We start from the raw sequence: 12,399 nt of genomic DNA, 5'->3' as shown, positions 1-12,399 counted from the left end.
AAGGGACGCGGAGCGTCCCGGGCTGCATTCCCACGCAGAGCATGGGAACGATCGATGCGTTCACTCTGATAACATGTCGCGCAATCAACCCTGCCGTGACGACGCCAGCCAATGCCGCCTGTTTCCCGCTCCGCCTCCCAGCCTGAATTGACCGCTCTGTTTGCCTCGGTGCAACAGCACTTTTTGGACGTGATCGTGCCGCTCTGGCAAGGGCCCGGCTGGAATGCCGACATGGCGCTGCCCTATGAAGCGCTGGACGCCGAGCATCAACCCTTGCAGCCCCAACGCTACCGGGCCATGGCCTGCGCGCGTCAGCTCTATCTGTTTTCCAGCCTGATCGGCCAGGTACCGGCCGCCGAAGAGCGCGCCGCAGCGCTGTTCCGCTCCTTGCAGCAGTATTTCCACGATGCCGAGCATGGCGGCTGGTTCTACAGCGTCGATCCGCAAGGTGCGCCGCTGGATCAGCGCAAAGACCTCTACACCCACGCCTTCATCCTGTTCGCTTGCGCCCATTATTGGGACAAAGTCCGCGAGCCGCGGGTGGAATCGGTGCTCAACGCCGCATTGGAAGTGGTCGCGCAGCGCTTTGCCACGGGCGACGGCCTGTATGAAGCCAGCCTTGACCGTGACTGGTCCTCGCTAAAATCCGGCCCACTGCAAAATCCCCTGATGCACCTGGCTGAAGCCTTCCTCGCCACGCTGTCGGTGCGCGAAGACGTTGCCGTGCAAGGCGCGCTGATCGAGTTATGCACAGCCCTGCAGCAACGCTTTATCGATCCGCAACACGGTGTGTTGATGGAACAGCCGTTGGAGGCTGTGGATAACTGGTTTGAACCAGGGCATCAGTTCGAATGGTATTTCCTCCTGGAATCGTCGCCGTTGCTGCGCGGCTCGGCACTGCACTCTTCACTGGAACGCGCGTTCGCGTTCACTGAACAACGGGGCGTCGATCCACAAACCGGTGCTGTTCGGGCGATGCTCAAACCGGGTGGCCCTACGAAAGACGCCACCCAACGAATCTGGGCTCAAGCCGAATACCTGCGGGCGCTGACCTTGCGACCCGATAGCGAGGACGCGGTACTGCGCCAACTGCGGGCGTTGCAGCAGCGTTTCCTGCATTCGGGCGGCTGGTATGAGTGCAGGGATCAGAACGGTGACGTGAGCCGACAGGACATGCCGTCGACCACGCCTTATCACTTGGCGACTTGTTATCGCAGCTTGGTCGACTATCTCGGTTGACTGCTCGCGAAGGACCTCAAAGAGGTCACAGGCTGATCACGCAATCCATTTTCGATCACCGGTAAAGCTGATGGTCAGCCATCGCGCCGCATCCGGCTTGCCGAGCTTCGTGGAAATCTCTTCCCGCAGGCTGTCCAGCTGCCCCACGCTCTTCAGCGGATACTCCACCGGCAATACCACATGAATCTCGATAAAACGGGCACGTCCGTGCTTCTGCACGTAGGAAACGTAGTCGTCGAAGCCATGCTCAAGTTTCGCCGCGTCCATCACCTGGCGCACCTTGTCGTCCAGTTGATCCGGCGCAATCCCCAGCACGTCGCGCAAGGCCGGGCCGAGGATTTTGAAGGCCGGTGCAAGCATGCTCAGGGCCAAAAGAATCAGGATCAGCGGGTCGACGTACACCGCCCACTGGCCATAACCCTGCGCCTTGAGCAGCAGCGCGGCGAGAAAACTCACCAGCAAGCCCACCGATAGCATCGCGTCCACCAGCCAGCTGATGTTGTCGAACTGGATCAGCGTTGATTTGAGCCGCCGATTACGGTGGCGGATGTAGAAGAAATACGCGAACTCGACAACGGTAAACACCGCCGCGTAGATGATCACCAGTCCAAGTTCAATCTCGCGTCCGCCGTTGATGATGCCGAACACACCGTTGAGAAAGGCATAGATCGCAATCAAGAACAGAAAGCTGCCTTCGATCAGCAGCACCATCGGCTCCAGGTGCCAGAAGCCGAACTGGAAACGCTGGTTGCTTTCCTTGGCGATCAGCTTGGCGGTGATCAGCATCAGGACTTTGATAAAGGTCGCGATCAACGAAAAAAAGCCATCGAACAGGATGGATTGGGCACCCGAAACAAAACCGGTGACGATCCCGGCAATCGCCACGGCGAGCATCAGGAGGGTCGATTGTTTGAGCAGCGACTGCTCACCTCGGTTACTCACATAACCTCCTCTGAAAACCTTGAAACCGCGGGGTGCGGTGGGGTTATTGGACGAGGAGTCTAGCTTATGTGTTGTTTTGCCTGTGCCGGCCTCTTCGCGAGCAAGCCCGCTCTCACACTGGAATGCGTTCCCTGTGGGTTCAAAATGCGTTCCCTGTGGGAGTGAGCCTGCTCGCGATTGGCCGTTACGCGGTCTTACGCCTTGGCATTACGCTCAATCGCAAACCCGCTCCACGTCTGGCTCACCGGCATCAGCTCAAGGCTGTTGATGTTGATGTGAGCCGGGGCATTGAGCACCCAGAAAATGGTGTCGGCGATGTCTTGCGGCTGGATCGGCTCGGCACCTGCGTAAGTCGCGTTGTAGCGCTCCTGGTCACCGGCGAAACGCACCAGCGAAAACTCGCTTTCGCACAGGCCCGGTTCGATGTTGCTGACCCGCACGCCCGTACCTTGCAGGTCGCAGCGCAGGTTCAGGGAGAACTGTTTGACGAATGCCTTGCTCGCGCCATACACATGGCTGCCCGGGTACGGATAGTTGCCGGCGATGGAGCCAAGGTTGACGATGCTGGCACCGCGACCGTGAGCAATCAGGCGGGGCAACAACAGACGAGTGCTGTACATCAGGCCTTTGATGTTGGTGTCGACCATGGTGTCCCAGTCGTCGAGGTCGCACTTGGGCGCCGGGTCAACGCCCAGGGCCAGGCCAGCGTTGTTGATCAGCCCGCGCAGTTTGGCGAAGGACGGCGGCAGGTTGGCAATCGCCTCCTCCATGGCCTTGCGATCACGCACGTCGAGCACCAGGCCATGGACCTCGGTCTGCTTCGACAACTCGGCGCACAACGCATTGAGGCGCTCTTCACGACGGCCGGTCAGCACCAGTTTCCAGCCGGCTTCGGCAAAACGACGGGCGCAGGCTTCACCAAAACCGGAGGTCGCGCCGGTAATAAACAGGGTGTTGGACATCGTGTTCTCCTTGCTTCGGCTGATCGGCAGCCACGGGAATAGAAAATCAGCAGCCAGCATGCCCGGCCTTGCCCACAGCAGCAACTACCGCAGAAGCTGTACAAAAAACGATCAAACGTCGCAGCGCCTTACCGGCCGTGGCTTCCAGCCATGTGCGCGCACCTTATCCACAGGCCGGTCCACAGTTTCCGGGGGCAAGTGAAAAAGCTGAAAGCCGCTGTGCACAAGGCTTTGCGGGCAAATTGGAAATTTATTTGCTTGACCGTGGAACGCGCGGTGTGTAGCCCATGGCATTTTGCACGATTGACCGGTCATACCGACGATGGCGCCAAGCCAGTAACTACGGCCTTCAGCCGAGTCTTTCCAGAGTTTAACCACAGACTTATCCACAGGCAGCCTGGCCCGGTTTCAGCCCGTTTTCATCACCAACAAAAAGGTTGACAAAGCCCGCTCGACGCCGCGTAAAAACCCCTGATCAAAAAACAACCACAACTCTGCAAGCCACGGTTTCAAAGGCTTTCAGCCAGCTACTCCCACGTTATTCACAGCCAGCTCCACAGCAAACGGGGACAAGTCAAAACCGTGACAAAACAACTATTTGCAGCGGCTTTATGTCGCGGTTTCAGAGCTTGTGAATATTGTTTTCCACAATTTGCGGAAAGCACACAGAGACACCTGTGGGAGTGAGCCTGCTCGCGATAGCGATAGGTCAGTCAACGTTGAAGTGACTGATCCACCGCTATCGCGAGCAGGCTCACTCCCACATTGATTTGTGATGTTTTGAAGGTGTAAAAAAGCCCCGGCGATAGCGCGCCGGGGCTTGGTATTACAACAGCGAACTCAGTGCCCGCCGAGATAGGCGTTGCGCACTTCCTCGTTAACCAGCAGCTCCTTGCCGGTGCCCGTGAGGCGGATCTCACCGTTGACCATCACGTACGCCCGATCGGACAGTTTGAGGGCGTGGTTGGCGTTCTGCTCCACCAGGAAGATGGTCATGCCGGTTTTCGCCAGCTCCCGCAGGGTCGCGAAGATCTGTTTCACCACAATCGGCGCCAGACCCAGGCTCGGCTCATCGAGCAACAGCAGTTTCGGCCGGCTCATCAACGCTCGTGCGATGGCGAGCATTTGCTGCTCGCCGCCGGACATGGTCATCGCCCGCTGATTGCGCCGCTCTTCGAGTCGCGGGAACAACTCGAACATGCGTTGCATGTCTTCCTTGGCGTACTTGTCACCGATAGGAATGGTGCCCATTTGCAGGTTTTCCTCGACAGTCATGTCAGGGAACACCCGCCGACCTTCCGGCGATTGAGCGATGCCGTTGGACGCGATGTAGTGGGACGACTTGTGGGTGATATCCACACCCTGATAAATGATCTGCCCGTCCGCCGCCCGCGGTTGACCAAAAATCGACATCAGCAGGGTCGACTTGCCGGCGCCGTTGGAGCCGATCAGGCTGACCGTTTCACCTTCATTGATGTGCAGCGAGACATTCTTCAGAGCCTGGATCGGCCCGTAAAACACATCCAGATCCTTCAGTTCGAGGATGGGTTGGCTCATAGCACCACTTCCTCTTCATCGGCGCCCAGATAGGCCGCAATCACTTTCGGATCGTTACGAATCGCATCAGGCCCGCCCTCGGCGATGACGATGCCGTGGTCCAGCACCACGATGTGGTCGGAAATGCTCATTACCATGCCCATGTCGTGTTCGATCAGCACCACGGTCAGATCGTGCTCGTCGCGCAGCAGCCGGATCATCGCGCTCAGCGCTTCGGTTTCCTGAGGGTTGAGGCCGGCGGCCGGTTCGTCGAGACAGATGATCTGCGGCCGGGTGCACATGGCCCGGGCGATTTCCAGACGACGTTGCTGACCGTAGGACAATTCACCGGCCAGACGGTTGGCGCAGTCCACCAGATCCACCACTTCCAGCCAGTAGAACGCATGGTCCAGCGCATCGCTTTCGGCCTTGCGATACCCCTTGGTGTTGAGAATGCCGGCCAGCAGGTTGCGGTTGACCCACATGTGCTGGGCGACCAGCAGGTTTTCCAGCACCGACATTTCCTTGAACAGGCGAATGTTCTGGAACGTCCGCGCCAGGCCGGCCCGGTTCACCAGGTGGGTGCCGCCGAACATCTTGTAGAACATCCGACTGGCGAAGGATTTCGGCGAAACGAAATCGACCGGTTTGAACGATTCGCCCAGCAGCTTGATGACGTTGGTCTGCTCGCCGCGGATGTTGAGTTCGATCTTGCCGCCCGAGGCCTTGTAGAACCCGGTCAGGCAGTTGAACACGGTGGTCTTGCCAGCGCCGTTGGGGCCGATCAGGGCGAAGATCGAGTTGCGCTTGACCTTCAGGCTGACATCGTTCAACGCCTTGATGCCGCCGAAGTGCATCATCAGCTTCTCGACCGAAAGTACGACTTCGCTCATGGCGCTACTCCTTTACGCGGGGTCACACCGGTACGGCTGATCCGAATCAGGCCGCGCGGTCGCCAGATCATCATCAACACCATCAGGATGCCGAACAGCAGCACGCGGTATTCCGCGAACCCCCGCAGCAGTTCCGGGGCGACGGTCAGCACGAAAGCCGCAATCACCACACCGATGGTCGAGCCCATCCCGCCGAGTACCACGATGGCGAGGATCAATGCCGATTCGAAGAAGGTGAACGAGGTCGGGTTGACGAAACCTTGATAGGTGGCGAAGAACACGCCAGCCAGACCGGCCGTCGAGGCACCGATGGTGAACGCCGAAAGCTTGACCAGTACGTGGTTCAGGCCCATGGAGCGGCAAGCGATTTCGTCTTCACGCAAGGCTTCCCAGGCGCGACCAACCGGCATCTTGACCAGACGATGCTTGATGTACAGCACGGCCAGTACCACCAGGAACAACACCGCGTAGATGAAGTAGTACTTCACGTCCGGGTTATAGGCGATACCGAAAAACTCATGGAACGGAACCCCACCCTCCTTCGCCCGTTTACCGAACTCGAGGCCGAAGAACGTTGGCAATGGAGCCGCCATGCCATTCGGGCCGCCAGTCAGGGACAGCCAGTTATTGAGGATCAAGCGGATGATTTCACCGAAGCCCAGAGTCACGATCGCCAGGTAGTCACCGTGCAGGCGCAGCACCGGAAAACCGAGGATGCAACCGGCAAGGCCCGCGGTGATCGCCGCCAGCGGCAGCACCGTCCAGAAGCCCAGACCGAGGTATTGGTAACCGAGCGCCAGGCCGTAGGCACCGATGGCGTAGAACGCCACGTAACCCAGGTCGAGCAGACCGGCCAGGCCGACCACGATGTTCAGCCCCAGGCCCAGCAGTACGTAAATCAGCCCGAGGATGACCACGCCCAGCAGGTAGGAGTTGGAGAAAAACGGGAACACCACGGCAATCACAATTACCAGCGGGATGATCCAGCGCAACCGGGTTTTGTAATCAGGCGGCAGTACATGAACCCCGGAGCCGGTGCTTTCAAAGCCTTCAAGAATTCTCAGGCCCTTGGGAGTTTGCAGGAACAGGCTCAAGGCGAAGCGGCCGGCCATGACGATGGCGACAATCCATGCCACCCGGGTCGTTTCCAGGTTGAAGCCGTAGCCGTCGAGGACCACGCCGACAATCGGGCCGAACACAATCAGGGCGACAAGGCCGGCAAGAATCGCGTCAACCAGGCTTCTTTTGAGATCAATGGTTTTTTTAGTGGTTGAAGACATCGCTTACACCTTCGACACAAGAGGACGGCCGAGCAGGCCTTGGGGCCGAAAGACCAGAACGAGAACGAGCAGCGAGAAGCTGAAAACGTCTTTGTAGTCCGAGTTCACCAGACCAGAGAACAGCGATTCGGAAATCCCCAGAATGATCCCGCCGAGCATGGCACCAGGTAATGAGCCGATTCCGCCGAGTACCGCTGCGGTGAACGCTTTGATCCCAATGATGAAGCCCGCGTAGAAGTCGAATGTGCCGTAGTTCATGGTGATCAGCACGCCGGCCAGGGCCGCCATCGCTGCACCGATGATGAACACGTAGGAAATCACCCGATCGGTGTTGATCCCCAGAATCGAGGCCATCTTGCGATCTTGCTGAGTGGCGCGGCACATGCGGCCGAGCTTGGTGTACTTGATGATGTAGGTCAGCAGGGCCATCCCGGCAAACGCTGCGACCAGAATGAAGATCTTGGTGTAGGTCAACTGCACAAAACCTGTACCGATTTCGACGCGCCAGGCCCCCGTGAGCAAGGTGGGAACACCTTGTTGCTTCGCGCCCTGGGCGATCTGTGCATAGTTTTGCAGGATCAGCGAAATGCCGATGGCGCTGATCAGCGGTGCCAGTCGGGTGGAGTTACGCAGGGGTTTATAGGCAACCCGTTCGATGACCCAGCCATACACCGCCGTGACGATGATGGTGAAGATCAGTGTGCCAAGCATCAGCAGTGGGAAGGATTCAATACCGAAGTATGCCAGCAGAGCCAGACTGATCGCCGCGAGGTAAGCAGAGATCATGTAAACCTCGCCGTGGGCGAAGTTGATCATGCCGATGATGCCATAGACCATTGTGTAGCCGATGGCGATCAGGCCATAGACCGACCCGAGGGTCAGGCCGTTGACCAGTTGCTGCAGGAAAATACCATCCATAACGCAATCTCACGCATTTGAGAGACTGCACAGAAGCCGGATGCGACGGACCGGGGTTCAGCCACCGGCGCAACACGGTTGTGTGCAGCTCTACGAGAAAAGACAGGTACTGCACGGACATGTTGATTGATGGCCCGGCGCACAAGGGGCCGAGCCATCAGCAGTTCATATCACTTCTGTTTTTCCAGCTGGTGGTATTTGCCGTCCTTGTCCCACTGGTAAACCACGTAGTCGGAGACTTTCAGGTCGCCCTTGGCGTCCCAGGTCTTCTCGCCCATCACGGTTTTGACCGGGTTCTTCTTCAGCCACGCGGCAGCCTCTTCGCCCTTGTTGGACTTGGCACCATTGAAAGCAGCGGCCAGGGTCTGAACCGAAGCGTAGGCGTACAGGGTGTAGCCTTCAGGCTCGGTGCCTTTCTTGCGGAACTCGTCCACTACGGTCTTGCTGTCTGGCAGCAGTCGTGGGTCGGCGCCGAAAGTCATCAGCACGCCGTCGACGAATTGCGGACCGCCAGCAGTGGTCACCAGTTCATCGGTCACGATGCCATCATCGGACATGAACTTGACGTCTTTGAGGCCTTGTTCACGAAGTTGACGAACCAGAGGACCGGCTTCCGGGTGCAGACCACCGAAATAGACGACGTCGGCACCAGCGCCGCGGATTTTGGTCACGATGGTGCTGAAGTCTTTTTCACCACGAGTCAGGCCTTCGTACAGCACCGGCTTCACGCCGCGTTTTTCCAGCTGGGCCTTGGTAGCGTCCGCCAGGCCTTGGCCGTAGGTGTCCTTGTCATGCAGGACAACGACTTTTTTGCCCTTGAGCACATCGACGATGTAATCACCGGCCACGATGCCTTGCTGGTCGTCACGCCCGCACATACGGAACATGGCGCTCAGGCCACGCTCGGTAACGGCCGGGTTGGTGGAACCTGGAGTGATCGCGATGATGCCCGCTTCGTCGTAGATCTCCGAAGCCGGGATGGTCGAGGAGGAGCAGAAGTGACCGACTACCCCAGCGACTTTCTGGTTGGTCAGGTCCTTGGCGACCGTCACAGCCTGTTTCGGTTCGCAGGCGTCATCGCCTTTGACCAGTACGATTTTTTCCCCGTTTACGCCGCCCGCTGCGTTGACCGCATCGGCCGCAGCCTGTGCACCCTTCATGTACTGCTCGCCAAATGCCGCGTTGGCGCCTGTCATCGGTCCCGCCACACCGATTTTCACATCAGCCTGTGCAAACGCAGAAACACCCAACGCAGTTGCCACTGCGAGGGCCAAAAAGCCTTTTTTGTAAAACGTCTGGGACATGAGGTGGTGCTCCAAGGGTTTTTTTTAGTTGGCACTGCGACTTCCTGAATGCTCAGAGCAAGGGCCGTGCCATCGGTTTTTTATTCTGAAAAAAGTCGCTGCTTTATTGTTATTTCGACTGTTTCGATCCCATTTTCATTGGGCGTGCAACCGTCTAAACCGCGGAAGGTGAAACCATTTATTTTTAAAGGCGCAACCCGAGCGCGCCATCATTGCAACCGCAGCGCCAAACGACGTGCAACCAGCCTGTAACAACGTGCGTCACCGAAGTGCACACTGCTGGTGCGGAACTGCTACAACCCGCACCTTTTACAGGCTAGCCGCTGCGCGAAAAAGCGCCGCTTTCAGCAACAAATTTCAACAATCAAATAACGATCCGCAAGCACTGGCCTGCGTGATACAGCGAGAATCCGGCCTCGTACAGGCAGCTGCGCAATCCCACGCCCGCCAATGGCTGCATGGGCGCGAAGGGAATCGGCAGCGCCTGAGGATTCCCGTGACACAGATAATCGGCAAAGGCTTTGCCGACGACAGTGCCAGTCGTGACGCCCCGGCCGTTGTAACCGGTGACTGCCACTAAACCGGGCGCCGGCTCGAACAAACGCATCAAATGATCGGGGGTAAAGGCAATGCAACCGGTCCAGGTGCACTCCCATTCCACCGGTTTGAGGTAAGGGAAATAGTGCTGCTGAACCCGATCGGCCCAGGCTTTGAGAAACCAGGTTGGTTTCTGATTGCCATTACCGAGACTGCCGAGCAGCAGACGACCGTCCTTGTCGCGACGAACACTGCTGAGAACCTGGCGGGTGTCCCAGGAACCCTGGCCACCGGGGAGAATTTGCTGCGCCGCCTCTTCGGTCAGTGGGACCGAGGCCACTTGATAGTAATAGCCGGGGAAGAAGTTACGCCGCAATTCCGTCCAGTCACCTTCGGTGTAGGCGTTGGAGGCAATCACGACTTGCTCGGCAAGCACCGAACCCTGAGCGGTTTGTACCGACCAGCGCTGGCCCTGGCGTTCGAGCCGGGTTACCGGGGAATGATCGAACAACTGACCGCCCAGACCGATGGCCGCTTTGGCCAGCCCCGTCGTGTAAGCCATTGGGTTGATCGTGCCGGCTCGACGATCGAGCAGCGCAGCGGCGATCTTTTTGGTGCCCGTTGCTTGTTCGCAGGCTTGACCGGTCAGCAGTTCCACCGGCGCGCCGCGACGTTTCCATTGTTCTTCACGGCTGCGCAAGTCCGCTTCGCCACGGGCGTTGTGCGCCATGTGCAGCGTGCCTTCGCGGCGCAATTGGCAATCGATGTTGTACTTGTCCACAAGGCTGAACACCAGGGACGGTGCCGCACCGAGCATGCGATTGAGCTGACTGCCGACCGCTTCGCCAAAACCGGCTTCGATCTCGTCCGGTGGAATCCACATCCCGGCGTTGACCAGCCCGACGTTGCGCCCCGATCCGCCATGACCGGCGCGATGGGCTTCCAGCACACAGACGCTTTTGCCTTTTTCCAGCAGATGCACCGCCGCCGACAGACCGGTAAAACCGGCGCCGATGACGCAGACATCCACCGTCACCTCCCCCTTGAGCGCCGCGTTGTCAGGCCTTTGCGGCGTCAGTTTTTCCCACAGACACTCTTCGCGTAACGGCATTGCCAGACTCCAACAGAAACCTAACCAACACACACCATTCATTGTGGGAGCGAGCCTGCTCGCGATTGCTATCTGTCAGCCACATTGATGTCGGCTGACAGGCCCTCATCGCGAGCAAGCTCGCTCCCACAGGGTTCTTTATGGGTTCAAGAACTGTGTTTAATCGAAGGTAATACCCTGAGCCAACGGCAACTCCAGCGAGTAGTTCACGGTGTTGGTCTGACGGCGCATGTAGCCGCGCCATGCATCGGAACCGGACTCACGACCACCGCCCGTTTCTTTCTCACCGCCAAACGCCCCGCCGATTTCCGCGCCGCTCGGGCCGATGTTGACGTTGGCGATGCCGCAGTCGCTGCCCACCGCCGACATGAACTGTTCGGCTTCACGCACGTCAGTGGTGAAGATGCACGACGACAGGCCTTGTGGCACGGCGTTGTTCAGGCGCAACGCTTCGTCGAAATCCTTGTAACCGACCACGTACAAAATCGGCGCGAAGGTTTCGTTGCAGACCACGTCGCTCTGCTCCGGCATTTCAACGATGGCCGGCGAGACGTAATAAGCATTAGGGAATTTGTCTTCCAGTTGGCGCTTGCCGCCGAACACCCGGCCGCCTTCGCTCAAGGCCTGCTCAAGCGCGTCCTGCATGTTTTCGAAGCTGTGTTTATCGATCAACGGACCGATCAGATTGCCTTCCAGTGGATTGCCGATGCGCACTTTGGAGTACGCGGCTTTTAGGCGGGTGACGATTTCTTCTTTCACCGATTCATGGGCAATCAGGCGACGCAACGTGGTGCAACGCTGACCGGCAGTGCCGACGGCGCTGAACAGGATGGCTCTTACGGCCATGTCCAGGTCGGCGCTTGGACCGAGGATCATCGCGTTGTTGCCGCCCAGTTCCAGAATGCTGCGAGCGAAACGTGCGGCGATTTTCGGCGCCACTTCACGGCCCATGCGGGTGCTGCCGGTGGCGCTGATCAGCGCGACACGCGGGTCATCGACCAGGGCTTCACCGGCATCGCGACCGCCGATGATGACTTGGCTCAGGTGTGGCGGCGCATCGCTGAAATTCTTCAGTACACGGTCGAACAGTGCCTGGCAGGCCAGTGCGGTCAGGGGCGTTTTTTCCGATGGCTTCCAGATCACCGGGTTGCCGCAGACCAGCGCCAGCGCAGAGTTCCAGGCCCAAACCGCAACCGGGAAGTTGAACGCGCTGATCACGCCAACGACGCCCAGCGGGTGCCAGGTTTCGCGCATGTGGTGGCCCGGACGCTCGGAAGCGATGGTCAAACCGTACAACTGACGGGACAGGCCGACGGCGAAATCACAGATGTCGATCATTTCCTGAACTTCACCCAGGCCTTCCTGAGTGATCTTGCCGGCTTCCCAGGACACCAGCTCGCCGAGGTCGGCCTTGTATTCACGCAGGATATCGCCCAGTTGGCGGACCAGTTCGCCACGGCGCGGGGCCGGGACCTTGCGCCACAATTCGAACGCATGATCTGCACGACTGATGTGCTGCTCGACTTCAGCGGCGCCTTCCCAGTTCACGGCGGCGATCCGGCTGCCATCGATCGGCGAATGCACCGGCACTTTGCCGTTCTGGTACAGGGCCGGGTTCACACCAAGACGATCAAGCAATGCGGCAACCATGGGTCACTCCTCAAGCGAAAAACAGAA

10 protein-coding genes are annotated in these 12,399 nt (G+C 58.8%); 1 reads left to right on the top strand and 9 read right to left on the bottom strand.

The genetic code is table 11. The annotated features are described in order from the left end of the window. The first annotated feature begins 111 nt into the window (after nucleotides 1–111). On the top strand, nucleotides 112–1,239 hold the full coding sequence (locus BLW70_RS07985) for an AGE family epimerase/isomerase (RefSeq protein ID WP_074873283.1): 1,128 nt from the start codon (nucleotides 112–114) through the stop codon (nucleotides 1,237–1,239). Nucleotides 1,240–1,275: 36 nt separating this feature from the next. On the opposite strand, the gene BLW70_RS07980 is transcribed toward BLW70_RS07985, so the two are convergent. The 9 genes from BLW70_RS07980 to amaB all read right to left on the bottom strand — a co-directional run bounded on the left by BLW70_RS07980 (nucleotide 1,276) and on the right by amaB (nucleotide 12,372). Continuing rightward, nucleotides 1,276–2,181, bottom strand: coding sequence for a cation diffusion facilitator family transporter (locus BLW70_RS07980; RefSeq protein ID WP_074873282.1), 906 nt, complete (start codon nucleotides 2,179–2,181; stop codon nucleotides 1,276–1,278). Nucleotides 2,182–2,375: 194 nt separating this feature from the next. Further along, a complete protein-coding gene (locus tag BLW70_RS07975) occupies nucleotides 2,376–3,143 on the bottom strand; it encodes an SDR family oxidoreductase (protein ID WP_074873280.1) in 768 nt (255 codons plus the stop codon). Between the two features lie 840 nt (nucleotides 3,144–3,983). Continuing rightward, nucleotides 3,984–4,700, bottom strand: coding sequence for an ABC transporter ATP-binding protein (locus BLW70_RS07965; RefSeq protein WP_074873278.1), 717 nt, complete (start codon nucleotides 4,698–4,700; stop codon nucleotides 3,984–3,986). Further along, the gene (locus BLW70_RS07960; RefSeq protein WP_074873276.1) at nucleotides 4,697–5,572 is read right to left on the bottom strand and encodes an ATP-binding cassette domain-containing protein; all 876 of its coding nucleotides are present in this window, start codon (nucleotides 5,570–5,572) and stop codon (nucleotides 4,697–4,699) included. Before BLW70_RS07960 ends, BLW70_RS07965 begins: the two co-directional genes overlap by 4 nt. Continuing rightward, nucleotides 5,569–6,852: a high-affinity branched-chain amino acid ABC transporter permease LivM gene (livM, locus tag BLW70_RS07955; RefSeq protein ID WP_074873274.1), complete on the bottom strand. Its 1,284-nt coding sequence runs from the start codon at nucleotides 6,850–6,852 to the stop codon at nucleotides 5,569–5,571. The genes BLW70_RS07960 and livM overlap by 4 nt, the downstream gene beginning before the upstream one ends. A 3-nt stretch (nucleotides 6,853–6,855) precedes the next feature. Further along, nucleotides 6,856–7,770 (bottom strand): ABC transporter permease subunit, encoded by a 915-nt coding sequence (locus tag BLW70_RS07950; RefSeq protein WP_074873272.1) that lies wholly within the window; start codon nucleotides 7,768–7,770, stop codon nucleotides 6,856–6,858. Between the two features lie 170 nt (nucleotides 7,771–7,940). Further along, nucleotides 7,941–9,074, bottom strand: a complete 1,134-nt coding sequence (locus tag BLW70_RS07945; RefSeq protein ID WP_074873270.1) for an ABC transporter substrate-binding protein — start codon at nucleotides 9,072–9,074, stop codon at nucleotides 7,941–7,943. A 364-nt stretch (nucleotides 9,075–9,438) separates the two neighbouring features. After that, nucleotides 9,439–10,722 (bottom strand): L-pipecolate oxidase, encoded by a 1,284-nt coding sequence (amaA, locus tag BLW70_RS07940; RefSeq protein ID WP_074873267.1) that lies wholly within the window; start codon nucleotides 10,720–10,722, stop codon nucleotides 9,439–9,441. A 159-nt stretch (nucleotides 10,723–10,881) separates the two neighbouring features. Then, on the bottom strand, nucleotides 10,882–12,372 hold the full coding sequence (gene amaB / locus BLW70_RS07935) for an L-piperidine-6-carboxylate dehydrogenase (RefSeq protein ID WP_074873264.1): 1,491 nt from the start codon (nucleotides 12,370–12,372) through the stop codon (nucleotides 10,882–10,884). Nucleotides 12,373–12,399 lie beyond the last annotated feature (27 nt).

This window comes from Pseudomonas frederiksbergensis, assembly GCF_900105495.1.
GTDB lineage: Bacteria > Pseudomonadota > Gammaproteobacteria > Pseudomonadales > Pseudomonadaceae > Aquipseudomonas > Aquipseudomonas frederiksbergensis.
Note: the sequence above shows the minus strand (reverse complement) of the source record. Positions and strands in the feature narration are given on the sequence as shown.

What these genes read in the sequence shown, in the direction of transcription:
- BLW70_RS07965 (WP_074873278.1), bottom strand. Translation starts at nt 4,700, where the DNA reads ATGAGCCAACCCATCCTCGAACTGAAGGATCTGGATGTGTTTTACGGG.
- BLW70_RS07960 (WP_074873276.1), bottom strand. Translation starts at nt 5,572, where the DNA reads ATGAGCGAAGTCGTACTTTCGGTCGAGAAGCTGATGATGCACTTCGGC.
- BLW70_RS07945 (WP_074873270.1), bottom strand. Translation starts at nt 9,074, where the DNA reads ATGTCCCAGACGTTTTACAAAAAAGGCTTTTTGGCCCTCGCAGTGGCA.
- amaB (WP_074873264.1), bottom strand. Translation starts at nt 12,372, where the DNA reads ATGGTTGCCGCATTGCTTGATCGTCTTGGTGTGAACCCGGCCCTGTAC.
- livM (WP_074873274.1), bottom strand. Translation starts at nt 6,852, where the DNA reads ATGTCTTCAACCACTAAAAAAACCATTGATCTCAAAAGAAGCCTGGTT.
- amaA (WP_074873267.1), bottom strand. Translation starts at nt 10,722, where the DNA reads ATGCCGTTACGCGAAGAGTGTCTGTGGGAAAAACTGACGCCGCAAAGG.
- BLW70_RS07985 (WP_074873283.1), top strand. Translation starts at nt 112, where the DNA reads ATGCCGCCTGTTTCCCGCTCCGCCTCCCAGCCTGAATTGACCGCTCTG.
- BLW70_RS07975 (WP_074873280.1), bottom strand. Translation starts at nt 3,143, where the DNA reads ATGTCCAACACCCTGTTTATTACCGGCGCGACCTCCGGTTTTGGTGAA.
- BLW70_RS07950 (WP_074873272.1), bottom strand. Translation starts at nt 7,770, where the DNA reads ATGGATGGTATTTTCCTGCAGCAACTGGTCAACGGCCTGACCCTCGGG.